This window comes from Actinospica durhamensis (genome assembly GCF_018139695.1).
In the GTDB taxonomy this organism is placed as follows: Bacteria; Actinomycetota; Actinomycetes; order Streptomycetales; family Catenulisporaceae; genus Actinospica; species Actinospica durhamensis.
The window spans coordinates 1-24611 of sequence record NZ_JAGSOG010000116.1 but is presented as its reverse complement, the minus strand read 5'-3'; the positions used below and the strand labels follow the sequence as shown (position 1 = coordinate 24611).

At 72.5% G+C, this 24611-nt stretch carries 20 protein-coding genes; 18 read left to right on the top strand and 2 right to left on the bottom strand.

Features of this window, described 5'->3' with window-relative positions; translation table 11 throughout:
- Nucleotides 1–40: 40 nt before the first annotated feature.
- The gene (locus KDL01_RS21910; RefSeq protein WP_368861624.1) at nucleotides 41–484 is read left to right on the top strand and encodes a GNAT family N-acetyltransferase; all 444 of its coding nucleotides are present in this window, start codon (nucleotides 41–43) and stop codon (nucleotides 482–484) included.
- 77 nt (nucleotides 485–561) lie between these two features.
- Here the strand turns inward: KDL01_RS21910 and KDL01_RS21905 are convergent, their stop codons facing one another.
- Nucleotides 562–966 (bottom strand): hypothetical protein, encoded by a 405-nt coding sequence (locus KDL01_RS21905; RefSeq protein ID WP_212530433.1) that lies wholly within the window; start codon nucleotides 964–966, stop codon nucleotides 562–564.
- Nucleotides 967–1079: 113 nt separating this feature from the next.
- Here KDL01_RS21905 and KDL01_RS21900 point away from each other — a divergent pair, with 113 nt between their 5' ends.
- Together KDL01_RS21900 and KDL01_RS21895 are read left to right on the top strand one after the other, a co-directional pair.
- The gene (locus tag KDL01_RS21900; RefSeq protein WP_246576783.1) at nucleotides 1080–1670 is read left to right on the top strand and encodes an RNA 2'-phosphotransferase; all 591 of its coding nucleotides are present in this window, start codon (nucleotides 1080–1082) and stop codon (nucleotides 1668–1670) included.
- A gap of 75 nt (nucleotides 1671–1745) precedes the next feature.
- Entirely contained in the window at nucleotides 1746–2228 is a 483-nt protein-coding gene (locus KDL01_RS21895) for a VOC family protein (RefSeq protein ID WP_212530432.1), read from the top strand.
- Here the strand turns inward: KDL01_RS21895 and KDL01_RS21890 are convergent.
- The gene (locus KDL01_RS21890) at nucleotides 2225–3400 is read right to left on the bottom strand and encodes an acyl-CoA dehydrogenase family protein (RefSeq protein ID WP_212530431.1); all 1176 of its coding nucleotides are present in this window, start codon (nucleotides 3398–3400) and stop codon (nucleotides 2225–2227) included. The genes KDL01_RS21895 and KDL01_RS21890 overlap by 4 nt on opposite strands.
- A 232-nt stretch (nucleotides 3401–3632) precedes the next feature.
- Between KDL01_RS21890 and KDL01_RS21885 the strand changes: the two genes are divergently transcribed.
- From KDL01_RS21885 to KDL01_RS21815, 15 genes are all read left to right on the top strand, one after another.
- Nucleotides 3633–4919 carry an MFS transporter gene (locus KDL01_RS21885; protein ID WP_212530430.1) on the top strand — a complete coding sequence of 429 codons (1287 nt, stop codon included), beginning with the start codon at nucleotides 3633–3635 and terminating at the stop codon, nucleotides 4917–4919.
- A 600-nt stretch (nucleotides 4920–5519) separates the two neighbouring features.
- Nucleotides 5520–6296, top strand: coding sequence for a glycosyltransferase family 2 protein (locus KDL01_RS21880; RefSeq protein WP_212530429.1), 777 nt, complete (start codon nucleotides 5520–5522; stop codon nucleotides 6294–6296).
- A complete protein-coding gene (locus KDL01_RS21875; protein ID WP_212530428.1) occupies nucleotides 6293–7606 on the top strand; it encodes a glycosyltransferase family 2 protein in 1314 nt (437 codons plus the stop codon). The genes KDL01_RS21880 and KDL01_RS21875 overlap by 4 nt, the downstream gene beginning before the upstream one ends.
- Nucleotides 7599–10316: an HAD family hydrolase gene (locus tag KDL01_RS21870; protein ID WP_212530427.1), complete on the top strand. Its 2718-nt coding sequence runs from the start codon at nucleotides 7599–7601 to the stop codon at nucleotides 10314–10316. The genes KDL01_RS21875 and KDL01_RS21870 overlap by 8 nt, the downstream gene beginning before the upstream one ends.
- Nucleotides 10307–12712 carry a phosphotransferase gene (locus KDL01_RS21865; protein ID WP_212530426.1) on the top strand — a complete coding sequence of 802 codons (2406 nt, stop codon included), beginning with the start codon at nucleotides 10307–10309 and terminating at the stop codon, nucleotides 12710–12712. Before KDL01_RS21870 ends, KDL01_RS21865 begins: the two co-directional genes overlap by 10 nt.
- Nucleotides 12709–15453, top strand: coding sequence for a glycosyltransferase family 2 protein (locus KDL01_RS21860; protein ID WP_212530425.1), 2745 nt, complete (start codon nucleotides 12709–12711; stop codon nucleotides 15451–15453). The genes KDL01_RS21865 and KDL01_RS21860 overlap by 4 nt, the downstream gene beginning before the upstream one ends.
- Nucleotides 15450–15833 carry a hypothetical protein gene (locus KDL01_RS21855; protein WP_212530424.1) on the top strand — a complete coding sequence of 128 codons (384 nt, stop codon included), beginning with the start codon at nucleotides 15450–15452 and terminating at the stop codon, nucleotides 15831–15833. The genes KDL01_RS21860 and KDL01_RS21855 overlap by 4 nt, the downstream gene beginning before the upstream one ends.
- Nucleotides 15830–16660: a polysaccharide deacetylase family protein gene (locus KDL01_RS21850; protein WP_212530423.1), complete on the top strand. Its 831-nt coding sequence runs from the start codon at nucleotides 15830–15832 to the stop codon at nucleotides 16658–16660. Before KDL01_RS21855 ends, KDL01_RS21850 begins: the two co-directional genes overlap by 4 nt.
- 423 nt (nucleotides 16661–17083) lie before the next feature.
- Nucleotides 17084–17590, top strand: a complete 507-nt coding sequence (locus tag KDL01_RS21845; RefSeq protein WP_212530422.1) for a GNAT family N-acetyltransferase — start codon at nucleotides 17084–17086, stop codon at nucleotides 17588–17590.
- Between the two features lie 116 nt (nucleotides 17591–17706).
- Nucleotides 17707–18450, top strand: a complete 744-nt coding sequence (locus tag KDL01_RS21840) for an SCO2525 family SAM-dependent methyltransferase (protein WP_212530421.1) — start codon at nucleotides 17707–17709, stop codon at nucleotides 18448–18450.
- Between the two features lie 30 nt (nucleotides 18451–18480).
- Nucleotides 18481–20376: an SCO2524 family protein gene (locus KDL01_RS21835; RefSeq protein ID WP_212530420.1), complete on the top strand. Its 1896-nt coding sequence runs from the start codon at nucleotides 18481–18483 to the stop codon at nucleotides 20374–20376.
- A 7-nt stretch (nucleotides 20377–20383) separates the two neighbouring features.
- Nucleotides 20384–21307, top strand: coding sequence for an SCO2523 family variant P-loop protein (locus tag KDL01_RS21830; RefSeq protein WP_212530419.1), 924 nt, complete (start codon nucleotides 20384–20386; stop codon nucleotides 21305–21307).
- Nucleotides 21304–22269, top strand: a complete 966-nt coding sequence (locus tag KDL01_RS21825) for an SCO2522 family protein (RefSeq protein WP_212530418.1) — start codon at nucleotides 21304–21306, stop codon at nucleotides 22267–22269. The genes KDL01_RS21830 and KDL01_RS21825 overlap by 4 nt, the downstream gene beginning before the upstream one ends.
- Before the next feature lie 10 nt (nucleotides 22270–22279).
- Nucleotides 22280–23329 (top strand): SCO2521 family protein, encoded by a 1050-nt coding sequence (locus tag KDL01_RS21820; protein ID WP_212530417.1) that lies wholly within the window; start codon nucleotides 22280–22282, stop codon nucleotides 23327–23329.
- A 60-nt stretch (nucleotides 23330–23389) separates the two neighbouring features.
- Nucleotides 23390–24439, top strand: a complete 1050-nt coding sequence (locus KDL01_RS21815) for a DUF6879 family protein (RefSeq protein WP_212530416.1) — start codon at nucleotides 23390–23392, stop codon at nucleotides 24437–24439.
- Nucleotides 24440–24611: the final 172 nt, after the last annotated feature.

Sequence of the window (24611 nt, the reverse complement as noted above, 5' to 3'; positions counted from 1 at the left end):
GCCGCGGGGAGCTCGGCCGGTGAGTCCGAGCGCTGAGGCGGTGACGCTGCGCCCGGCCAGGGCCGAGGACGTCGAGGGCATCGTCGCGCTGCTCGCCGACGACGTACTCGGCGCGCAGCGGGAGACCCCGGACGACCTCGCCCCGTACCGCGAGGCCTTCGCCCGGCTCGAGACCGACCCGAACCAGACCCTGCTGGTCGCCGAGCGCGACGGCCGGCTCGTCGGCTGCCTCCAGCTCACCGTGATCCCGGGCCTCGCCCGCCGGGGCACGACCCGCTCGATCATCGAGGCCGTACGCGTGAGCTCGGACGAGCGCGGCGGCGGCCTCGGCTCGCGCATGATCACCTGGGCGGTGGAGGAGTCGCGCCGCCTCGGGGTGGACCTGGTCCAGCTCACCTCGGACCGCAGCCGCACGGACGCGCACCGGTTCTACGAGCGGCTCGGCTTCGTCCCCTCCCACGTGGGGTTCAAGCGCGCACTCTAGGGTCTGGCAGCCAATCCGCTTGCACCGTAACCCTGGCCTCGATCCGCCTGTGGCTGCGGCGCTGACCAGAGCCGGTGTCAGACCCGTTCGATCGCGGCCTGAATCGCAGCACCGGAGAACTCGACGAATTCCGCCCCCGACCGAAGATCTTCTGGCAGGTCGTCCAACCGAGCGCTTTCCGGCAGCAACACGACACCCTCCTGAAGAACGACGACAGCACCCAACCGGTCCGCCAACGTAGCGATCACGTCAAGCACCAGCCCTCGATCGAAGTGGGTGACCGTCACGCCGATCAGCTCAGACTCGTCCTCTGCGGCCGCATAGACCTCGGCCTCGCCGCCGTCCCCAGTCCGGATCCGCACAAAGCCGTACTCCGGTTCCCGCTTCACGATGTACGACGCAATCACCCCGTCGAGTAGAGCACCATCCATCGCAGCGGCATCTCCGGCCCGGAACCGGATCAGGTAGAGGCTGTAACTCATGAGCCCACGATGGCATCACCCATGATCCGCCGGGCAGACCCTAGCCCCTGCTCGATCGAGCGCGACAGAATTCTGATGCGGCCCGGCGGCGCGCTCGGCTACCGTGGCCGGGTATGGAAATTCAGAATCAGCAAGATCAGCAGAGTAAGCAGTTGGTCAAGGACTCCAAGTTCCTCGCCCTCGTGCTGCGGCACGATCCGGGCAAGGTCGGGGTGGAGCTCGACGGCGCGGGCTGGGTGGCGGTGGACGTGCTGCTGGCCGCGGCCGGCGCGCACGGGCGGCGGATCAGCCGCGCGCAGCTGGACCGGGTCGTCGCGCAGAACGACAAGAAGCGGTTCGAGTTCGACGAGGCGGGGGCCAGGATCCGGGCGAGCCAGGGCCACAGCGTCCCGGTGGAGCTCGGATACGCGCCCAGCGAGCCGCCCGAGGTGCTCTACCACGGCACCGCGACGCGGTACCTCGAGAGCATCTTCCGGGACGGCCTGGTGCCGGGCAAGCGCCACCACGTGCACCTGTCGGCCGACACCGCGACCGCGGTCAAGGTCGGCACCCGCCACGGCAAGCCCGCGGTACTGACCGTGGCGGCGGCCCGGATGCGCGCCGACGGGCACGAGTTCTACTGCAGCACCAACGGCGTCTGGCTCACCGAGAAGGTGCCGACGGGGTACCTCGGCCGAGTGCCGGAGCCCGATGCGCGGGCCTGACCGCCGACAGGGGCCTGATCCGCACGGACGCATGCGTATCCGGGTTCTGTCGGCGGGCGCGGTGATAGTGGTCCCATGACGCATCCCGACACCGTTCCCGCCCGTATCAGCCTCGTGACGATCGGCGTCACCGACCTGGCCAAGGCCACCGCGTTCTACCGCGCGATCGGCTGGCCGCAGGTGCTGCCCGCGGAGGCGGACGTCAGCTTCTTCCGCACCGCGGGTGCGATCCTGTCCCTCTACGGCCTCGCCGACCTCGCCGCCGACGCCCAGATCGAGGCGGGCCCGGTGCCCGAGGGCCTCAAGGCCGGCCGCAGTATCGCCATCAACGTCGCCTCGCCCGCGGAGGTGGACGCCGCCCTCGCCCTCGCCGAGGCGGCCGGCGGCACGCTGGTCAAGCCCGGGCAGCAGGTGTTCTGGGGCGGGTACTCCGGCTACTTCGCCGACCCCGAGGGCAACCTCTGGGAGGTCGCCCACAACCCGTTCTGGCCGCTGGACGAACGCGGCCTGCCGCTCCTCCCGCAGGCCGAGTCCGACGGTGACCCCGACGCGTCCTAACGGAAGGCGTCCTGGCCGGTCAGGGCCTTGCCGATGACGAGCTGGTGCATCTCCGGGGTGCCCTCGTAGGTCAGCACGGACTCCAGGTTCGCGGCGTGGCGCATCACCGGGTACTCGTAGCTGATGCCGTTGGCGCCGAGGACGGTGCGGGCGGTGTGCGCGATGGCGAGGGCCTCGCGGACGCTGTTGAGCTTGCCGTAGCTGACCTGCTCGGGGCGCAGCGTGCCCGCGTCCATCCGGCGGCCGAGGTGCAGCGCGAGCAGCAGGCCCTTGTGCAGCTCGAGCGACATGTCGGCGAGCTTGGCCTGGGTGAGCTGGAATCCGGCGATGGGGCGGCCGAACTGTTCGCGCGTCAGGCTGTAGCCGCGGGCGGCCTCCAGGCAGGAGCGGGCGGCACCGAGGGCGCCCCAGACGATGCCGTAGCGCGCCTGGTTCAGGCAGGACAGCGGTCCGCGCAGGCCGACCACCTCGGGCAGCGCGGCCTCGGCCGGCAGGCGCACCGCGTCCAGGACGAGCTCGCTGGTGACCGAGGCGCGCAGGGAGGCCTTGTGTTTGATCTCGGGCGCGGAGAATCCGGGCGTGTCCGTCGGCACCACGAAGCCGCGCACCCCGTCCTCGGTCTGGGCCCAGACGATCGCGACCCCGGCCACCGAACCGTTGGTGATCCACATCTTCCGGCCGCTCAGCACCCAGTCGGTGCCGTCCCGCTTGGCCGAGGTGCGCATCGACGCCGGGTCGGAGCCGTGGTCCGGCTCGGTCAGGCCGAAGCAGCCGATCACCTCGCCTGCCGCCATCGACGGCAGCCAGCGCTCCTTCTGCTCGGCCGAGCCCCAGCGGTGGATCGCGTACATCGCCAGCGAACCCTGCACCGAGACCAGCGAGCGCAGGCCGGAGTCGGCCGCCTCGAGCTCCACGCAGGCCAGGCCGTACTGCACGGCGGACGCCCCGGCGCAGCCGTAGCCCTCCAGGTGCATCCCGAGCGCGCCGATCCGGCCGAGTTCGCGGGCCAGTTCGCGCACCGTGGGCAGTTCGCCGGCCTCGAACCACTCGCCGACGTGCGGCAGCACGCGCTCGGCGCACCAGGCGCGCACGGTGTCGCGGATCGCGAGGTCCTCCGGGCTGAGCAGGTCGTCGATGCCGAGCGGGTCGCGGGGGTCGAAAGCGCCGGACATGGCATCAAGTCCTCGTCGTCGAAGGGTCACGGCCACACGGGGCGCGGGCGCGTCTCGCCGCCCACGCTACCGGGCAGCCGCAGGCCGGAACAGTTGCCACGGTTGACACTCCGGTGCGTACGGCACAACACATTGGCAGGCTCCGGCGGGTGTCGGATGCTGAAACCCCTTGGCACACCGGCGCGGCGCGCGGCTAGGGTCGAGCGGCCGACTCGGGGAGGAACCACCGCTCATGACCGCCACCACGCTCAGTACCGGATCCGCGCCGCGCCAGGCGTTCGAGCGGATGAGCCAGGCCCTGGCCGGGCGGGACTTCCGGATCTGGTTCCTGGGCCAGCTCACCTCGGCCTCCGGGGGCCTGGCCCAGGGCGTGGCGCTGTCCTGGCTGATCCTGCAGACCACCGGCAACGCGCTCTGGCTCACCGCGCTGACCGCGTGCACCTTCGGTCCGACGCTGCTGTTCGGGGCCTGGGCCGGGGCGCTGGTGGACCGGCACGATCGCAGGAAGCTGCTGCTGATCACCCAGGGTGTGCTGCTGGCCGTGGGGCTCAGTTTCAGTCTGCTCAGTGCGCTCGGCGGGCTGCGGCTGTGGGTCATGCTCGCGCTCACCGCGTGTTCCGGGCTGGTCGGCGCGGTGGACGCGCCGGCCCGGCAGGTGTTCGTGGTGGACCTGGTCGGGCAGGACGCGGTGGCCAGCGCGGTCGGGCTGTGGGAGGTCGCCATCAACGGCTCCCGGGTGCTCGGTCCGGGCGCGGCCGGGGCGCTGCTGGCGCTGAGCGGGCCCACCCTCTGCTTCCTGGTCAACGGCCTGTCCTACCTGGCGCCGCTGCTGGTGCTGATCCGGCTGCGGCCGGTCGGGGCGCAGGGGCCTGACGCAGTCCCGGCCGCGCGGCGTCCGCGGGTGCGGGCCCGGGAGGGGCTGGCGTACGCGCGCCGCTCGCCGATCATCAGGGCACTGCTGCCGATGAGCGCGGCCAGCGGCCTGATCTTCTCGATGAGCCTGTCCCTGCCCACCCTGGCCAGCCGGACGCTGCACCTCGGCGGCGGCGGGTACGGCGCGCTGATGGCGGCCTTCGGCATCGGCGGCCTGCCCGGTGCGCTGATGGCGGCCTCCGCGCCGGTGCCGACGCCGCCGCGGGTGCGCCGGCTGGCCCTGGCCACGGTCGTGGCGATCCTGGTCACGGCCTGGGCGCCGGACGACGCGCTCGCGTTCGCCGGCATGGCGGCCGCGGGCCTGACCTCGATCTGGTTCATCGCCAGCGCGAACACCCTGGCCCAGCTGCGCTCCGACCCGGCCATGCGCGGGCGGGTGATGTCCCTGTGGGGCATGGCGATGACCGGCACGCTGCCGCTGACCGGCCTCGCCGTGACCGCCATCGCCCAGCACATCGGGGCCCGCGAGGGCTTCAGCGTCTCCGCCGTCGCGCTCACCGCGGCGGTGCTGGCCGGCTGGCGCGCCCTGGGCGAGTCGGGTGCGCCGGGCGTCTCGGCCGTGTCCGTCGAGGGCCGGGCACTCTAGCAGCGCGCGATCGCCGGCGCGGCACTACGCCCGCATCCGGGCCCACCGGCGGGATCACGGCCCGCGCACTCCCACCCCGCCACGCGCCGCCGCGCCCCGGCACGTCGCGTCAGCACTCTGTATCGCTCGGCCCGCGCCACCTGCGCCGCCGCCGCGGCGCTGCGACCTGCGCCGGCGCACGCGCGTCGCCCACAGGGCTGAATCCGGTGACACTGGTGGACCCGAACCGTGACTGCGTGTAAGGATTGCGCAAAGCCGAGGCGCCGAACGGGTCGAGTCCAGGGTTGACCGGACCGACGGGAGGGTCCGGTGCGCACCGCACCGGATCGCGGCCGCCTGCTCGCGAAACGCCCGCCGTGCTGCCGGTGGGCGGGCATGCCGATGGAGGGGGCTGCTTCCCCCTGCCCGAAATCAGGGCAGGAATATGCGTACCATGCTTGATTCGGACCGCCGCCGTGTCCTCGCGCTCCGACGCTCGTTACGTAGGCACACCGGGTCATCGGACCTGCGATCACCGAAAACCATGGACCGGGCCGCGCCCGGGGAGCCTGGCAGCACGTCAGGCGCGTCCGGTCCACCTCCAGGGGAGGCAGTAACCAGATGAGCACCACCGCGCTCGAGAGCGCAAGTACCAATCCGCTCAACGGCTCCGGCCAGCACGTCGTGCCCGACGTGCTGGTGGCGCCGCTCGCACCCGCCCGCCCGGCCAAGGTGAGCCTGGTCATCCCGGCGCTCAACGAGGCCCGCAACATCACCTGGGTGCTCGAACAGATCCCCGACTGCATCGACGAGGTGCTGCTGATCGACGGCAGGTCGCAGGACGCCACGCTGCTGATGGCCAGCCGCTGCATGCCGAGGATCCGCACCATCGCCCAGGAGGGGCCGGGCAAGGGCAACGCGCTGCGCACCGGGTTCCGCCACGCCACCGGCGAGACCATCGTGATGATGGACGCCGACGGCAGCATGTCGCCGCGCGAGATCCCGCACTACCTGCACTTCCTCGACAACGGCTACGACTTCGTGAAGGGCTCCCGGTTCGTGGCCGGCGGCGGCTCGCTGGACATCACGGCGCTGCGCCGGGCCGGCAATCTCGCCCTGCTCGCCACGGTCCGGCGTCTCTACCGCACCACGATCACCGACCTGTGCTACGGCTTCTGCGCCTTCCACCGCTGTTTCCTTGACCTGCTCGACCTGCGCTCGCCCGGGTTCGAGATCGAGACCGAGATGGTGCTGCACGCGGTGCGGGCGGGCCTGCGCATAGCCGAGGTGCCGAGCCTGGAGCTGCCCAGGCGCAGCGGCCGGTCGAACCTGCGCACCTTCCGCGACGGGGCCCGCGTGCTGCGCACGGTGCTGGCCGAGCACAAGGAAGCCGCGTGAGCCTCGCGGCCCCGGGTCCGCGCGGCGGCGTGGCCGAGCGGATCGACCCGGCCCGCACCCCGATATCCGTGGTCGACATCGACCTCGACGACGCCCGGGTGACCGAGGCCACCGGCAGCGCCGCGGCCGCCTGCGCCCCGGGGGAGAGCGTGTTCGGCCTGGTCCGGCTGCACCGGCGCCCGCTGGGCGTGCTGACCGCGCGGATCGGCGCCGACGCCGACGGTCCGGTCGAGCTGATCAAACTGGCCTGCGAGCGCTTCTCCGCCGCGGTCTCGGCGCACTTCGAGAGCGACGACGCGGCGGGCGGCTCCTGCACGCAGGCCAGGCGGCGGCTGCTGGCCGACCCCCCGCGGGTGAGTGTCATCGTGGCCACCCGGCACCGCGCCGAATCGCTCGCGCGCTGCCTCGACTCGCTGCTGCGGATGCCGTATCCGAACCTCGAGATCATCGTGGTGGACAACGATCCGGCCGACTCGGTCACCGCGGACCTGATGGCGGCGCGCTACCGCGGCCGGGTGAGCTACAGCGTCGAACCCCGCCGCGGCCTGGCCTGCGCGCACAACCACGGCCTCGCCCTCGCCACCGGCTCGATCCTGGCCTTCACCGACGACGACGTCGTGGTCGACCCGGACTGGGCCGCCGCCCTGGTCGAGGCCTTCCGCTCCCGCCCGGGCGCCGGGTGTGTCACGGGCCTGATCCTCCCGGCCCAGCTCGAGACCAGGCCGCAGGCGATGCTGGAGCGGCGCGGCGGCTTCGCCAAGGGCTTCCGGCTGGCCGAGCACGGCGCCGGCTCGCCCGACACCCACCCGCTCTTCCCGTTCACCGCGGGCCGGCTCGGCTCCGGCGCGAACATGGCCTTCACGGCGCAGGCGCTGCGCGAGATCGGCGGCTTCGACCCGACCCTCGGGGCCGGCACGCCCGCCCGCGGCGGCGACGATCTGCTGGCCTTCTTCCGCACCGCCACGGCCGGCTATTCGATCGTCTACCAGCCGGACGCGCTGGTCTGGCACCACCACCGCCGCGAGACCGACGCCCTGGCGCGGCAGGCCTACGGGTACGGCGTCGGCCTCGGCGCGTATCTGACCGCCGCGCTCGTGCACGAGCCGCACATGCTCACCGCACTGCTGCGCAAGCTGCCGCGCGGCGTGGCCTACGCCCTCGGCAACAGCCGCCGGGACGGGGCCGATCCCACGGCGTGGCCGGCCCGGCTGGCCCGGCTGGAGCGATACGGGCTCTGCTACGGGCCGCTCGCCTACGGCCGCAGCCGCCTGCTCGCGCGCACCGCGTCCCGGGGCGGCGGCCGTGCCTGAGGACACGGTGGCCGCGCGCCCGGCCGAGCCGACGGAGCCGGGGGACCAGGGCCCGGCCGAGCCGGCCGAGTCGGCCACCCCGGTCAGGCCGATCCGGGTGGCCGGAGCGGTGGATCTGCACGCCGACGTCCCCGAACTCGTGGTCCGGCTCGGCCGTGCGGTGCGCCGCGACGACGCCCTGGACGCCTACCTCGGCGCCTGCGCGCTCGCGCAGATCATGGAGGACCGCGCGGAGGGCACCGACACCTTCGTCAGGCGTCTGACGGCGATGCTCAGCGACGGCGGCCTGCTCGGCCGGGCCGTGCGCCTGGTCGCGCGGCTGCAGACGGCACGGCGCCTGCTGTTCGGCGGCCGGTCCCTGCGCACCCGCCGCGAAGGGGCGCGGGCGCTGGTGTCCCTGCTGGCCGACGACGTGGTCGGCGGCCGGGGCATCGACGAGCAGGCGAGAGCGCTGATTCAGTCGGCGGCCGGCTGGGCTTCGGCGGCCGACGCGGCGCTGGCCCGCCCGCCCTCCTGTTTCCGCAGCTTCGACCAGCACCCGCGCGACTGCGCCGAGCTGGCCCGGCGCTTCGCCCAGCGCCATCCGGACCGGGGCGCGCCCGTCGTCGTGCTGGGCGTGCGCACCTCCGGCGGGTACCTCGCGCCGCTGATCGCCGCGTTCCTGCGCCGCCAGGGCTACGACGCCGAGGCCGCGACCGTGCGCCCGGGCGGCCCGCTCCCGCGCCGGGCCCTGGCCGGGCTGCGCGCCGGCGCCCAGCCCGGCCGCGTCGTCGTGGTCGACGATCCGCCCAGCAGCGGCGCCGCCCTGGCCAAGGCCGTGCGCGCCGCCCGGGCCTGCGGCTTCGCGGCCGCCCAGGTGGTCACGCTGTACGCCTCGTTCGCCGAGGAGGCCGCCGGCGCCCTGCCGCGCGAGGTGCCGCGGATCGTGCTCGGCGCGAAGGACTGGCATATCAGGAAGCTGCTCAGCCCGCAGTCGGTGGCCGAGTTCGTCCGGGAGACCTTCGCCGACCACGACATCCTCGAGGTCGTCTCGGACGAGCCCGGCCTGCCCACCCGGGCCGGGCATCTCGGCGTGCGCGCGACCGTGTGGCTGCGCAGCGAACGCGGCGTGCACCGGCTGGACCTGCGGGCCGAGGGCGTCGGCACCGGCTACCTCGGCCGGCACGCGTACGACGTGGCGTCCCGGCTGCCGGGGACCACGCCGCGGGTCTACGCCCTGCGCGACGCGGTGATGCTGCGGGCCGCCGGAGAACCGCTGGCCGCCGCGGCGGTTCCGCTGGCCGCCGCGGCCGACTACGTCGCCGCCCGGCGCGAGCGCCTGCGGGTGGCCCGGGATCGCAGTGCCCTGTTGGGCGGTCGGCAGCCGGCCTGGGAGGTGGCCGGGCGGATCTTCGCCGCCGGCTTCGGCCGCCTCGGCCCGGCCGTGCGCCCCCTGCTGATCGACCCGCCGCTGCGCGAGCTCACCGCGGCCAAGACCCCCTGCCTCACCGACGGCACCACCGTGCTGACCGGCTGGGAGACGACGCCGGACGGCTCGCTGTACAAATCCGACTTCGACGACGGCTGCTTCAGCCACCTCGATCTGGCCTGCTACGACGCCGGATACGACCTCGCGGGCGCGGCCGTGGGCCAGCCCGAGTCGGAATCCGCGCTGCTGGCCCGGTACGAGGCCCGCACCGGCGAGTGGATCGCCCCGGCGCGCTGGTGCGTGTACCGCAGCGTGCAGGCGTGGAACCTGCGCCGCGCAGCGGACGGCGCCGCCTCCGATGCGGAGCCCGTGGAGGCGATCCGAGCCCAGACCAGGGCCCTGCAGGAACTGTTCGGGCGCCTCTACCTCGGCGATCTCGCCGAGGAGCCCGCCGGTCCGTGGGTCGTGCTCGACGTGGACGGCGTGCTCGAACTCGACTTCGGCGGCGTGCCCGCGCCCACGATCGCGTCGATGACGGCGCTGCGCGCGTTGCGCGCCCACGGCTACCGCGTGCTGCTCGCCACCGGCCGATCCCTGCCCGAGGTGCGCGACCGCTGCGTCGCCTACCGCCTGGCCGGAGGGGTCGCGGAGTACGGAGCCGTGGCCACCGACGCGCACACCGGCTCCGTCTACGACCTCGTCACCGCCGCGAACTGGAACCGGCAGCGCAGAGTGCTGATGGAGGAGCTGGCCGCGTTCCCCGAGGTGCGGCTGGACCCGCGGTACCGGTGGGCGGTGCGGGCGCAGGGCCTGCGCGCCGCGCTCGGGACGCTGCCCGGCACGGTCGCGGTGCCCGGCGACGCCCAGACCGACTTCATCCCGGCCGGGGTGGGCAAGGCCGCCGGTGTCAGAGCCCTGTTGGCGCTGCTCGGCGAGCACCACGCCGAGGTCGCCCTGGCCGTCGGGGACAGCGCGATGGACCTCGGCATTCTGCGCATGGCCAAGCTCGGCCTCGCTCCCGGGCACGCCGGCCGAGCCCTGCGCGACGAGGGCGTGCGCTGTACCCGCGCGCCGTACCAGGCCGGACTCGCCCAGGCGGCCGGCCGGCTCATCGGCCATCGCCCCGGCTCCTGCGCGCAGTGCGCACCGCCGGACCTCACGCCCGGCGAACGCCTGATCACCTCGCTGGTCAGCGTCGGCGAACGCGGCCGGCTCGGCCTCGTGCCCGCACTGCTCGGTCTCGCGGGCCGGCGGATACGGCCCGGCGCGAGGATCTCGAACGAGGAGACACCGTGCAGCTGAAACAGCGCGTGCGCCCACGCCGCGGCGCGCACCAGTCCGTCGCCCACCAGCCCGTCTCGCAGCGCTCTGGCACGCGGCGGCCCGTCGGGCGGCGCGGCGCCGAACCGCGGGCCCCGCAGCGCACCCGCCACCGCCGCGTCAACCACCTGCTGCGCACCGGCCATCTGCTCACCGCCAGTTCCGTCGCCACCTCCGGCCTCGGCGCCGCCTACTGGGTGTTCGTCGCCCGCTGGTACGACCCGGACGAGGTCGGCCGGGGCTACGCGGCCGTCTCGGCGATGATGTTCCTGGCCGGCTTCGGCCAGCTGAACCTGGCCAACACGCTGGTGCGCTTCATCCCCTCGGCCGGCTCAGGCACGACGCGGCTGATCCGGCGCGTCTACTTCGTCGCCGCGACCGTCACGGCCCTGCTCGCCGGGATCTTCGTGGTGGCCGTGCGCGACATCTCCCCGCAGTTGGGCTTTCTGCGCAGCCCCCTCGCGGGCGCGCTGTTCGTGCTGGCGGCCGCGGCGTACGCCGTCTTCGTGGTCCAGGACGGCGCGCTGACCGGCCTGGTGCGGGCGGACTGGGTGCTGCTCGAGAACGCCGTGTTCGCGGTCTCCAAGATCGTGTTCATGGTCGCCCTCGCCGCGTTCCCGGTGGCCGAGGGCATCGAAGGGTCCTGGTACGCCGCGCTGGCCGTGGCGCTCCTGGTGACGAACTGGTTCCTGTTCACCCGGGCCGCGCCCGAGCGCACGCAGCGCACCGCCGCCACCGCCCGCGAACCCGGCCCCACCCCCGGCTACCTGGCGGCCGACCTGCTCGGCTCGCTGTTCTGGCTGGTGGCCACGACCCTGATGCCGATCGAGGTGCTCGACCGGGTCGGGGCGACACAGAGCGCTTACTTCTCCCTGGCCTGGATGGTCGCGTACACGCTGTTCCTGCTCAGCGCCAACATGGGCGCCTCGCTCATCGTCGAGTCCGGCGACGACGAGGCCGCCCTCGCCGTGAACTGCCGCAGGGTGCTGCGCCACTCCGGCCGGCTGCTGCTCGTCGGCGTCGGCGTGGGCACCCTGGGCGCGCCGCTGCTGCTGCGCGTGTTCGGGCCGGGATACGCCGGGAGCGCCGGCTGGCTGCTGCGGCTGCTGCTCCTGTCCGCGCTGCCGAACCTCGTCGTGACCTGCGCGGTCTCCGCGTGCCGGGCCCGGCGCCGGGTGTGGGCCGCGGCCGCGATCCTCGCGTGCGTCTGCGGCGGCGCGATCGGCTGCGCCGTCTGGCTGCTGCCGCACGTGGGCATCACCGGGGTGGGCTACGGCTGGCTGATCGCGGAGAGCTGCGTCGCCGGAGTGCTGCTGGTGCGCCGCGCGTGGTGGATGGGCCGGGTGCCCGCCGCGGCCGAGTCCGCGCACCCGGGCCGCGCTGCGTCCGGCCGCCTCGCCGACCTGCTCCAGGCCTCGACCCGCCGGGCCGTGCGGCTGTGCCTGTGGCCCGCGGACCGGATCGCCGCGCTGCACCTGGTCCGCGCGCACGACGCCGCCGGGCCGCGGTGGCAGGCCGTGGCCGGTGCCCTGCGCGCCGTCCGCACCCCCTCCGACCTGCTCGTCGTGCCGGTACGCCGGGAGGAGCCGATGGCCGTCAAGTGCGCCCGCACCGACCGTGCCCACCAGACCCTGCTGCGCCAGCACGCCGTCCTGGCCATGCTGCACGCGGACGGACGGCTCGGCCCCTGGCGCGGCCTGCTCCCGCGCGTCATCGACGGCGAATACCGCTCCCGGCCGACCTGGACCGTCGAGGGCTGGCTCCCCGGCACCAGCGGCACGGCCATGCTGCGCGCCCGCCCCGGGCTCGGCTCCCGGCTCTCCGGCGCCGCCGCCGAGGCGATCGACGGGCTGCACCGGGCCACCAGCCGCGACGAGGAGGTCGGGGCCGCGCACCTGACCCGCTGGGTGGACGAGCCGCTCGCGTTGCTGGAACGGGAGATGCGCCTGGCCCGCCCCGGCCCCTACACCGCCGCCATCGACACGCTGCGCGCCGACCTGCACGCCGGGCTGGGCGGGCGGCGGCTGCGGATCGGCTGGGTGCACCGCGACTTCCACCCCGGCAACGTGCTCTTCGCCCGCGACGGACGCCGCGTCACCGGCATCGTGGACTGGGCCGGCGCCGTCCCGGACGGCCCGATCGACCTCGACGTGCGCCTGTTCCGCCTCGCCGTGCGGCGCGAGACCGAGGGCCGCAGCTTCGGCGACCTCGTGCTGGAGGGCCTGCGCCGGGAACGGGAGCAGGGCGAGACCGGCCTGCTGCTGCTCGCCTGGCTCTGGCACGTCACCGACAACCTCGAGAAATCGGCCAGGTTCACCGCGAGCCACCTGTGGACCGGCCGCAACGTGCTGGACGTGCTCAAGGCGGTGGCCCGGTGAAGATACGCGGCGTCGGCTCGGTCCGGCCCATGGTCCAGCAGCCCGAGGCCCGGCACGCCGCCCTCCCGCCGCAGCGCGCCGAACCCCGCCCGCCCGAGCGCGCGTTCGCGGTCACCGTGATCGTCTGCGCGTACACCCTCGAGCGCTGGGACGACATCCGCGCGGCGCTCGCCTCGCTGCAGGCCCAGCAGTATCCGGCCGAGGAGATCCTGCTCGTCATCGACCACTGCGACGAGCTGCGGGTGCGGCTCGGGCAGTGGGCGGCGGACGAGGCGAACGCGGCGAACGTGACCGTGCTCGAGAACGCGCACGAACGCGGCCTGTCCGGCGCCCGCAACTCAGGGGTCGAACGCGCGACCGGGGACATCGTGGCGTTCCTCGACGACGACGCGGCGGCCGACCCGGCCTGGCTGGCCCGGCTCGTCGAGGCCTACGCGGACCCGGCCGTACTCGGCGTCGGCGGACACGTGGAGCCGAACTGGCGGGCCGAACGGCCCGGCTGGTTCCCGCGCGAGTTCCTCTGGGTGGTCGGCTGCAGCTATCGCGGCCAGCCCACCACCCGGGCGGCGGTGCGCAACTTCATCGGCGCCAACATGTCCTTCCGACGCAGCGCCCTGACGGAGTCCGGCGGTTTCCGCGGCGACCTCGGCCGGGTCGGCAGACACCCGGCGGGCTGCGAGGAGACCGAGCTGTGCATCCGGGTCAGCCGGGAACGACCCGACACGACGCTGCTGCACGAGCCCGCGGCCGTGGTCCGCCACAGCGTCCTGGCCGAGCGCACGACCTGGACCTACTTCCGGCGGCGCTGCTACGCCGAGGGCGTCTCGAAGGCCGCGGTGACGCGGTACTGCGGCTCCGGCGACGGCTTGAGCTCGGAACGCTCCTACGTCGGCTCGACCGTGCCGACCGGCGTGCTCGCCGCGCTGGCCAAGGGCCGCGTGCGCACGGCCGCCGCGCTGCTCGGCGGCGTGCTGTGGACCGTCGCCGGGTACGCGGCCGGCCGAATAGCCCTGGCGGCGAAGCGACCCGCCGTCGCCTCCGGCCTCACGGCTTATCTCGCACCGGTGCTCGCGGCCGTGCTCTGGCTGCTCTCGCTCGGGCAGATCCGGCCCGCCCGGATGAACGACCTCGGCCTGATCTCGGTCCTGCCGCCGCTGTTCTGGGCCGCGCTCGCCGTGCTGACGGTCGGATTCTCCGTGGCCGTGCGCGACCGCGAACGCTCCGGGCGGCTGCTGCTCGTCTACATCCTGATTCTCATCGCGATCATCCACGCCACCCCCGCGATCGTCTACGAGACGCTGCGCTACTCCTGGGCGTGGAAGCACGTCGCCATCATCGACCACTTCCTCACCTACAACGCCCCCGACCCGAACGCGGGCGAGCTGTCCGCCTACTACCAGTGGCCCGGGTTCTTCACCCTCAATGCCCTGATCGAGCAGGCCACCGGCATCCGTTCCGCGCTCTCCTACGCGTCCTGGGCCCCGCCCGTCCTCAACACCATGATGATCGTGCCGCTGCTGTCCGTGTTCCGCACGGTCACCCGGGACCGGCGGGTGATCTGGCTCGGCCTGTGGGTGTTCTACTGCGCCTCCTGGATCGGCCAGGACTACTTCTCGCCGCAGGGCTTCGCGTACGTCTTCTACCTCGCCGTCGTGGCCGCGCTGCTGCGCCGGATCAGGCGCGGGCGGCGCGGCGGCCTGATCGCCTGGCTGATCCTGCTGCTCGTCCCCATCCTCACCATCGACTCCTCGCACCAGCTCACCCCGATCATGCTGACCAGCGCCGCCGCGGCCCTCGCGGTGCCGCGGCGGGGGCGGCGGACGGCGCTGTGGGTGTGCGCCATCGCGGGCGTGGCGATGGCGGCGTGGGACTTCAGCGTCGCCGGCACCTTCATGCGCCAGAACCTGGCGTCGCTGCTCACCGCCTTCGGCCAGCTGGACTCGAACGCGGGCTCGGGCGTCGTCGGCCTCGGCACCGCCTCCAGCGGCCAGATCGCGGTGTCCTCCGTGGACCGGGCGCTGTCCGTCGCGGTGTGGGCACTCGCGCTCTGGGCCGTGGCCACGCGCACCAGGATGCGGCGCACCCGCCCGCTGCTGCTCATGCTGGCCCCGCTCCCGGCGATCGTCGCCAACAACTACGGCGGCGAGATGCTCTACCGGGTCTACTTCTTCAGCCTGCCCGGCGCGGCCGTGCTGGCGGCGGCGGCGCTGCTGCCCTGTCTGCGCCGCGAGCGCCTCGTCGCGCTGACGCTGCCGCTCGCGCTCGGCGCCCTGGTGGCCGGATTGCTCTTCAGCTACTACGGAAAGGAGCAGATGAACTACTTCAGCCCGCAGGAGATCGCGGCGGCCGACTACGTCGCCGACACCGCGCCGAAGGGCTCGCTCGTCATCGCGGAGCTGCCCGACTACCCCGACGCGTACGCGCACTACGAGAAGGACACGCGGGTGTGGCTGCTCCCCGAAGCGCCCAGCTTCAGCCTCGGCGTCCTCAACGAGGAGGACCCCGTCGCCGCGATCCACGCCGCGGCGCAGGGCTGGAAACGGGGCCCGGTCTACTTCGTGCTGACGGCCTCGCAGCTCGCTGAGATCAGGATGGAAGGCCTGCTCGCCACGCCGCAGGTGGACATCCTCGTCCATGGCCTGACCACGGCGAACGGCTTCGTTCCGGTGGACCGCAACCCCGACGCGGGCATCTACCTGGTCCGCCCCACCCAGACCGAGACGAGCGCGGGTGCCCGATGACTCCGAGACGCACCGCCCTCGCGCTCTCCGGCTGGCTCGCCTTCGCCGCGACGCTGCTGCCGCAGGCCAGCGCGGAACGCATCATCCCGACCGTCGCCTTCCTGGTGTTCGCACCGGGGGCGGCGTGTGTGGGCCTGTATCACCGTGTGGACCGGGGGGCGGCGGGCGACGCGCTCGAAGACCTGGCCTTCACGGTCATGCTCAGCCTCGGCAGCGCGGCCCTGATCTCCGAGGCGATGTACCTGGCCCACGTCTTCACCCTCGACCGCGCCTTCGCCGCCCTGGCCGCTCTGACCACCCTGGCCGCGCTCTGCCCTGGGCCCGGCCGCCCCGTCTCGCGCATCCGCCGAATCCATCCCGAAGAAACGCCACGCCCATGACTCGCTACATCCAGCCCCTCCCGTCTCCACGCCCGCGCCCGTTGCCGATCCTGCTCTACCACAGCGTCGACGACGACCCGCCGGCCTGGATAGCGCCCTTCACCGTCGGCGTCGGCGCGTTCCGCGAGCAGATGGACAAGGTCCGCGACAGCGGGCGCGTGCCGGTGCGCGCCTCGCAGGTGATCGACGCGCTGCGCGGCGAGCCGGGCGCGCCGCCGTTGCCGGACAACGCGGTGCTGGTCACCTTCGACGACGGCTTCCACGACTTCACCCGCCACGCCCTGCCGATCCTGGCCGAGCGGGCGATCCCGGCGGCCCTGTTCGTCACCACCGGAGCCCTGCGCCCCGGCAACGAGAGCCTGCTGCCGCCCGCGCGGATGATGGACGTCGCCGAGGTCCGCGAAGCCGTGGCCGCGGGCGTCGAGATCGGCGCCCACACCCACACGCACCCGCAGCTCGACACCGTCAGGCCGCAGGCCGCGCGGGAGGAGCTGACCGTGAGCAAGTACGTCCTCGAAGACGCCCTCGGCGCCGACGTGGACCTGCTCGCCTACCCGCACGGCTACTCCAGCGCCTCGGTACGCCGCACCGCCCGGCACATCGGCTACCGCGGCGCCTTCGCCGTCCGCGACGTGCTGAGCTCCGAGGACGACGAGACCTTCCGCGTCGCCCGGCTCACCCTGCACGCCGACACCCCCGCGGCCCGCTTCGACGCCTGGCTGCGCGGCCACGCCGCCCGCGTCGCCCCGCACCCGGAATCCGCGGCCACCCGGGCCTGGCGCGCGTACCGGCGTTTGCGCGCCTTCACGCCCCCGCGTCGGGCCTGAGCGTGCGCCGCGGGGGAGTGCGCACTGATCCGGATCGTTGTGCGCGGCCGCGAATCCCGGGCCTATTTCGAAAACGCCCGCGAGCGCCGGGCGCGGCCGCGCCCGGCCGTCTCGATCTCCCGTTCCTCTGCGATCCCCGCGTGATCCGGCGCAACACATCCATCCCGTCCGCCGCGTCCGGCCCAGGGCGGCGCACCGGCCGCGACCGGGGTGTACGTACTCATCCGTACCGTCGGTTTTGCCGATAAGACAGATCACTGATATAAAATCCGCCGGAGGCTTCCGCTCGTCTCCCGGCTGTTCTACGATTGAATTCGCACTCTTAGCGATTTGATCGCGCGTCGTGCGCACGGTAGGCGTGGGTGGGGTGTTCACATGGACGAGCTCGAGTTGAGAGTCGACGCTGCGGCGGAGCGTAGGCCCGTGTATATCCGCCAGGTCGCCCACCGCGACCTCGAGCCCTTGCACGGCGTCGATCTGCACGTCTTCGGCGAGCTCGCCTACCCGTATTTCGCGCTGCGCCAGCTGATCGACGTGCACTACCGCCACTTCCTCGTCGCCGACGCCGGCCCGGATCTGCCCGGGCTCGCGCCCGAGCTGCTCGGCTACGTGCTCGCCGCCCACGCCGCGCAGGCTCCCGAGGCCTGGCTGCTCAACCTCGGCGTGCGGCCTGACATGCGCCGACGCGGCTACGGCCGGATGCTGTTCGAACGCTGCCTGGCCGGGCTGCGCCGGGACGGGGCCGGCCTGGTCCGGCTCACCGTCGAGCCCGGCAACCACGCCGCGATCCGCCTCTACGAGTCCGCGGGCTTCCGGATCCAGGATCTCCAGCGCGACTACTACGGCCCCGGAGAGCATCGCTACTGTATGTCTGTATCCTTAGATTCACTCCGTCCTGAGCGTCACGCAAACACGGTCGAGGGACGATGAAGGCATTCGGCATACGCATGAGGTCCCGCTCCGCTAGCATCGACGCGACCTGCTCCATATCAGCACAGGAGACCAGTAGCGTGACGAGGGATGGGCGCAGCTCACGGACCACGGAGATGATCGAGTCTTCGGTCCATCTGAATAGCGAGTACGACTGGGACGGCTTTTGCGCGCAAGAGTATTATGAGCACAACTACCGGGATATGCGGGGCGACGACCGGGCCATGCTCGAGGTCGTCTGCGGCTGGTTCCAGAAGGCGGCCCCCGGCGGAGAAGTGCTCAGGGCCGTCGACGTCGGCGCCGGAGCGAACCTCTACCCGGCACTCTCGCTGCTGCCGCACAGTGCGCAGATCACGCTCTACGAATACTCGAGCACGAACGTGGAGTGGCTCGAGGAGTCAAAGCGCCACCTGCCCGAGAGCTGGCGGCCGTTCGCCGACCTGGTGTGCCCGGGCGAGGACTTCGAGTCCATCCGCAAGCAGGCGTTCACCAAGTTCGAGGTGCAGAAGGGCTCGATCTTCGAGCTGCCGGTGCGGGAGTGGGAGATCGGCACGATGTTCTTCGTGGCCGAGTCGCTGACCGAGGACGAGGCGGAGTTCCGCACGGCGATGGGCCACTTCCTCGGCGCCCTCAAGCCCGGCGCCCCCTTCGCCGCCGCCTTCATGGAGCGCTCGCAGGGCTACGACGTGGCCGGCACGCACTTCCCGGCCGTCTGGCTGGACGAGCAGGCCCTCGAGCTGACGCTGAGCGAGAGCGGGCTGGTCGAGGAGTCCAGGGTCTACCGATTCGACATCGATCCCGCGCCGATCCGCGCGGGCTACACCGGTTACCTCGTGGCGACGGGAAAGGTGAAGGGCTAGGCCCCGCGGCCGGCCCGGGCGGGAGAGAACATGGCGGAGGCAGATTTCATCCAGCCGCGATTCGCGATCCTGGAACTGTGGCGCGCCGTGGTCCACACGGTGGTCGAGGACGGCCGGTGGAAGTGGCCGGCGCTGGACGAACGCGACTCGGTCAGCGAGGCCGAGCAGCTGCTGTGCATCCTGTTCCCGGCCACCAACCGCCCGGAGCTGCGGCTGGAGGTGCCCAACGCCATCCCGGACGACGTGATCGACACGCTCCGCCCGCTCGGCGACGCCCTGTCCATCCCGCGCGCCCTGCTCGGCGCGGTGGAGGAGTTCCTGGAGCGGCACACCAGCCCGGACGGCACGCCCGAGTTCAGCGGCGGCGCCGCGTACGTGGTCACCGGCGAGGGCACGACGGCCAGCCCCACCGCCGACCAGGGCACGGTGGACAACGTGGTCTCCTACGCCACCTCGATCAACCTGTGCCTGTCCGTGATCGGCTTCCTCGGCCAGTACCGGGAACGCGGCGCGCGCGGGGACTGGGTCGCCCGGGTGGACCGGCTGGTGCCGCGGGTACGCGAACGCCTCACCGCGGCCCTGACCGGTCTGCTGCGCAGTTTCACCATGAACACGATGAAGACCTCGGACCGGGAGAAGGACGAGGGCTACGAGCTCGTCCGCCAGATCAACCAGGACAAGCGTCCGAACCACGCGGTACTGAGCGAGTTCAACGAACGCATGCAGCTGGTGCGCGGCCGTCTGCGCGAGGCCCGCCTCGGTGTGGCCAGGGCCGACGACCTGGAGAATCCGAACCTCATGTTCGAGATCGGATGGACCTGGAGCATCGCCGAGGACGCGCCCGCCTTCCGGCTCGAGGACGAGTCGGACAACGGCGACGGCCCGTCCCCGGGCGAGATCGCAGGCACCCAGCGCAAGGGCTACGCGCTGTCCAAGCCGTACCTGTACTTCACCCTGATCGCGCTCGAGGCGATCGAACTGCTCAGCTCCGAACGCACCCGCGTGCTCGGCCTGCTCGACGCCCGGCAGGAACGGCTCGCCAGCGCCCTGTTCATCCGGCGGGACCTGACCCAGATCTACTGGTCGCAGCTGGCCAGGTTCGGCACGGCCCGCTGGCCGCTTGAGGACCTGCCCTGGCGAACGGTGGACGGCGTCGAGTCCGACTACATGAGCCTGCTGGTCTGCGCCGTCGTGCTGCAGGACTTCGCCCGCCGCGAAGCGAACGAGGACGACCTGCGTCGCATGCAGCCGCTGCTGGCGGAACTGGCCAACCGCAGCCGGATCACGCGCCGGGCCCTGCGCGGCGACCAGGCCCTGCAGATCCACCACCCCGGCCTGATGGTCAGCCTCGAGGGTTCGGAACGGCTCGGCCCGCTGCTGCAGTGGCGGCTGACCGACTTCGCCCCGCTGCTGCTGCGCCGCGTCGCCCTGGCCGCCTCGCTCACCACCGACCAGCGACGCCGAGACGAACTGCTCTCCCTCGCCGCCGCGGTGTGGGGCCACGTGGCCAACCGCGCCTTCAAGAACGGGTTGTACCGCGGCCTGTGGGACGACCCGGGGCGGGTGTTCGAGGAGTTCGAGGGCGAGTCGAACCTGCCGTCCTGGACCATGACCTTCCGCGCCGTCGAGGCCCTGGTGGGCACCTGGTCGAGCCAGTCCAACCGAGCCACCCGCAACCAGGACCTCGGCCAGTTCGCCGCGGCCCTGATCTCCGAGGCCGAATACAAGTTGAACCAGGAGCTCGCCTACACCGTCGCGCTGCAGACCCCGCTGCAGGCGAAGTTGCAGGAGCTGCGCCAGGACCTGACCCGGGCCAAGACCGTGGGCGAATCCCAACCCGGCACCGCGGTCTCCGTGGTGCTGCCGATCCTCAGGGAACTCGACCGGATCGCGCAGGGGCGCGCCGACGCTTTGCGGACGGAGTGAGCCCGCGATGCTCGTGTTCTCCGTGTCCGACAAGGGCGGCACCGGCCGCTCGGTGACCAGCACCAACGTGGCCTACCGGGCCGCGCTGCTGGGCTTCAACACCGTGTACCTGGACTTCGACTTCGGCTCCCCGACCGTGGGCGCGATCTTCGAGGTCGAACACGCGCGCACCGGAGTCTCGCAGCGCGGCCTGCACGACTACCTCTACGGGGTGACCGAGAACCCGGTCATCATCGACGTGTGGGCCGAGTCCAACCGGGAGACCCTGGTACGCCCGCTCGGCGCCCGCCGGCTCGAGCTGATGCCGGGTTCGCTCGGCGGCAGCGAGTTCCTCGAGATGACCGACGAGATAGTGGACCGCTGCGCCGAGCTGTTCAAGAAGGCGCACGAACAGTTCGAGCTGTGCGTGGTGGACCTCAGCGCCGGGCGCTCCGCCGCGATGGAGCTGGTGCTCAAGGCCTGCAAGCACAAGAAGGCGCGCGACCTGACCCGGCGCTGGCTGGTGTTCCACCGCTGGACCCGCCAGCACGTGATCGCGGCCGGCAACCTCGTGCACGGTGACAATGGACTGATCAAGTACGGGGTGAACTGCGACTACGGCGAGGAGGAGATGGAGGAGATGATCTCCTACGTGCGCACCGCCGTGATCGACCCGGCGGGGGAATCGGCCCGGATCCTCAACAGCGCCCAGCAGTCCTGGCTGGACGCGGTGGACAAGGAGCTCGAGTCGCTCGCCTCCACCGCCGGGCTCGGCCGCGACGTGCGCTTCGGCACCGTGCCGCTCGACCCGGTGCTGCAGTGGCGCGAGCAGCTGCTCACGGACCGGGACGCGCACACCACCCGGGTGGCCAATCCGGCCACGGTGGACGCGTTCAAGGACCTGGCCGACCGGCTGTGCGCGCCCATCCGCGCGGAACGGCTGCGCCGATGACCGCTGACTTCCAGGAGAACTCGGCCAGGCCGCGCACCCAGCAGGTGCCCTACGCGCACCTGTCGGTGGAGCTCGACCACCTCTACATGGAGGACCTCGTCGGCGGCGCCGACCTGGACGCGCGGATGGCCAGGGTGCGTCCGTTCTACGAGGCGATCGTGGCCTCGCTGAGCCAGGAGCGGCCCGGGATCAAGCCCCGGATCAGCACCTGCGTGATGATCGACGACTATTTCAGCAGCCTGATCAGCCCGGCCGAGGTGCTGCCGCGGCTGCGGGAGGCCGCGGCCTCGGCCGGCCTGCGCATCGACTACCTGGCCCGGGAGTCGGCCTGTGCCTCGATCGGCGGGATCTCCCCGGCCGAGCTCGCGGTGCAGCACCTCGTCCCGGTCCCGGCCGCGGGGGACGACGGCTCCCGGCCGCCCACGCTGGAGACCGGCTGGCTCTCCAACGGCCGGCGCACCCCGGCCCAGACCCGCCGCTCCATGCAGCCGATACGGCAGTGGGAGCCGCCGGTGGAGGCCAACGCCCGGCGCCACTCCGTGTTCGTGGACGTCGAGCTCTGGGATCCGCCCGAGGGCGACCGGACCTGGGCCTGCGCACTGCTGGCCGGGGTCTGGCAGCTGCTGCGCCTCGGCCTGCTGCGCGACGACGGCCGCGCGCCCGCGGTGCCCGAGCGGCTGGACGAGTCGGCCGGGTTGCCCGACACCTGGGCGCAGCTGCCGGCGGTGCTGCAGCTGGAGGACACCGCGATGCCCTTCGCCGCGTACAAGACCTATTCGATCCTGGACCGCCGCTTCTTCCTGGTGGAGAGCGCGGTACAGGTGATCCTGGGCCAGGTGGCGCCGCATCCCGAGGCACTGGCCAGCCTGGTCGAGCGGTCCCGGCACGAGGGCCTCGGCGTGGTGGACGACATCCTGGGCCGGATCGGCTACGTCATGCTGCCCGATCTCGGGACCCGCTAGGAGGCCGGGGATGAGGCAGCCGAGCACATCGAAGGAGCCGGACCCGACGCGTGGCCGGGAGTCCGAGCCGCTCGTCGTGCTCGGCGAGGTGCACACCGGCCTGATCACGCATCACAGTGCCCTGCGCCGGGCGGAGACCGAGCGGCTGCTGGCCTGGCTGGTGCCCGCGGGCCAGGTGCTCAGCTGGGAGCGGCCCATCCCGCACGCCGTCTCGGCTCCGGTGCTCACCGGCCTTGACTGCTCGCTGGCGCTCGGGATCGGGGGCGGCAAGAGCGTGCGCGCGGTCGGCACGGCCTCCAGCCGGGTCGCCCTGACCGGCGGCACTATCCTGCAGTGCTCCACCGTCGCCACCGTGCGGGCCGCGCAGTTCGGCCGCCGCGAGGGCTGGGCCCACTACACCTCCCGCCCCGGCGAGCTCGAGACCCTCTCCCCGCAGCAGGCCGACCACCTCGCCGAGGGATTTTTGGGCGAGGGCGGGCAACGCGACGGCGTGGCCGACTTCGGCGCCGTGTGCGAGCGCCTGGCCCGCCGGGTGCAGAACGCGCCGATGCTCGAGGGCCGCTCGCCGCTGCTTTTCCAGTGGACCCGCACGCGCTGGGCCGCCACCTCGGCCGGCACCGTGCCGGAAGGCGCGGCGGACGGTGCGAACGCGGCGGCGGAGACGGCGGAGGCGTTCATGCGGGTCGGCGAGGGCACCGACCGCACGCTGCGGATCCAGGCCGTGCGCGCCGCCGTCGAGGACCTCGCCGAGTTCTGCGGCGACGTCGCGCTGCACGACTGGATACTGACCACCGTCCTCGGCTATCTCGACGAGATCTCCGGCGCCGAGCCGGAGCGCCAGCTCGCCGAGATCGACCTCATTCTGACCCGGCTGCGACACCTGTGGATGCCGTCGGCCCGCGTGAGCACTGAGCTCTCCGTACTCTGGAGCGAATTCGAGCGAAAGCCGGGATTCTCCCGACAATGGCAGAGCCTCGTGGCGCGAATGAGCGACCAAATCGCGCTGCATACCGCCCATCAACTCGGGGTACTGATAAACCACCACGAGCAGTGCACGTGACCGCAGGGAGGGTGCGTCATGTCACCAGAGACGGAGAAGGGGAGTCGGCAGTTTCCTTCGGTGCTGAGAAAGACGCTCATCGCGATCTGCTCCGGGGGACTCTCGCTGGGCTGTGCCCTGCTGGTCTCCAAAGCGAGTTTTGTCGAAGCGCTTACCATATCGATCCTCATCAGCGGTGTTTCCCTGGTGGTGGACTACCTGGTCGAGGTGGAGTCCACGCTGAAGAAGATCGAGAGCCAGTCCGCCGGGGAGATCGCCGCGATCGCCGACCGGATGCGCGCGGGCAATCAGTCGATCGCCCGGCAGGTCGAGGAGGCGCACGCCAAGCTCTTCGAGCACATCGACGGGAGACTCAGCCTTCTGATGGCTGTCCCCGAGTTGTTCAACCTGCAACGTACGCGTCCGACCACGGCCCAGTCGATCGTGAAGGTGATACGCGACGCCTACTCCTATGAGCGCCGCTCATCCCCGCTCTCCACCCGATTCCTGGAAAGGAAGACCACTGATTTCTCCGGCTTGCTGCACGGCCTGCGCGCGGGCCACGCCGTGTACGCCGGGGAGGACTTCGACTGGATGATGACGCTCACCGGCACCTGTGAGCGGACCATCGACGCGACCAGTTCCACCGCCACCGACTCGGGCGGCAGACGGCGCTACTCCGGCGGATTCTGGGACAGCAACCAGGGACTGCGCTACATGGAGGCCCAGCGCGAGGCCGTGCAGCGGCGCGGGGTCAAGATACGCCGGCTGTTCATCCTCGAGTTCGCCCCGCTGACGGCCGACGAGTTCTACATCGCGCTGTGCGAGCGCCAGCGCCGGGCCGGCATCGAGATCCGCTACCTGACCCGGGACATGTGCCGCCCGGAACTGCTCAACCAGCTCGACGACTTCATCGTCTTCGACAACGAGGTCTGCTACGAGACCATCCCCACCCCGACCCCGGGTGAGGACCGCCCCACCGTCTCGCGCACCGAGGTCGTGGTGGCCCGCGACACCGTGAACGACCGCGTCAGCCAGTTCACCCGGCTCTGGGACGCGGCGCTGCCGTGCCCCGACCCGGAGGGCGAGGGCAGCGACGGCGTCAGCGAGAGCCCGACCGCTCCGCGCTGACCCGGCGTGCCCACGCCGGCTCCCGCGCTTCGATCCGTGCGCGCGGGGGCTTCGCCATGCCCGGAACCCGGCGGCGGGCGAGCCCCGCCGGCTCCCGCGTGACTTCGAACTCTGATAGTTCTTCCGCCCGCGCCCGGCGCCCCGACTGAAACTTTCGGTCCCGCTCCAAGCC

Bases quoted from the DNA above. Each gene is read 5' to 3' on its own strand.
- KDL01_RS21890 (WP_212530431.1), bottom strand. From the start codon at position 3,400: ATGTCCGGCGCTTTCGACCCCCGCGACCCGCTCGGCATCGACGACCTG.
- KDL01_RS21895 (WP_212530432.1), top strand. From the start codon at position 1,746: ATGACGCATCCCGACACCGTTCCCGCCCGTATCAGCCTCGTGACGATC.
- KDL01_RS21830 (WP_212530419.1), top strand. From the start codon at position 20,384: ATGCTCGTGTTCTCCGTGTCCGACAAGGGCGGCACCGGCCGCTCGGTG.
- KDL01_RS21850 (WP_212530423.1), top strand. From the start codon at position 15,830: ATGACTCGCTACATCCAGCCCCTCCCGTCTCCACGCCCGCGCCCGTTG.
- KDL01_RS21835 (WP_212530420.1), top strand. From the start codon at position 18,481: ATGGCGGAGGCAGATTTCATCCAGCCGCGATTCGCGATCCTGGAACTG.
- KDL01_RS21855 (WP_212530424.1), top strand. From the start codon at position 15,450: ATGACTCCGAGACGCACCGCCCTCGCGCTCTCCGGCTGGCTCGCCTTC.
- KDL01_RS21820 (WP_212530417.1), top strand. From the start codon at position 22,280: ATGAGGCAGCCGAGCACATCGAAGGAGCCGGACCCGACGCGTGGCCGG.
- KDL01_RS21880 (WP_212530429.1), top strand. From the start codon at position 5,520: ATGAGCACCACCGCGCTCGAGAGCGCAAGTACCAATCCGCTCAACGGC.
- KDL01_RS21840 (WP_212530421.1), top strand. From the start codon at position 17,707: ATGATCGAGTCTTCGGTCCATCTGAATAGCGAGTACGACTGGGACGGC.
- KDL01_RS21905 (WP_212530433.1), bottom strand. From the start codon at position 966: ATGAGTTACAGCCTCTACCTGATCCGGTTCCGGGCCGGAGATGCCGCT.
- KDL01_RS21900 (WP_246576783.1), top strand. From the start codon at position 1,080: ATGGAAATTCAGAATCAGCAAGATCAGCAGAGTAAGCAGTTGGTCAAG.
- KDL01_RS21885 (WP_212530430.1), top strand. From the start codon at position 3,633: ATGACCGCCACCACGCTCAGTACCGGATCCGCGCCGCGCCAGGCGTTC.
- KDL01_RS21825 (WP_212530418.1), top strand. From the start codon at position 21,304: ATGACCGCTGACTTCCAGGAGAACTCGGCCAGGCCGCGCACCCAGCAG.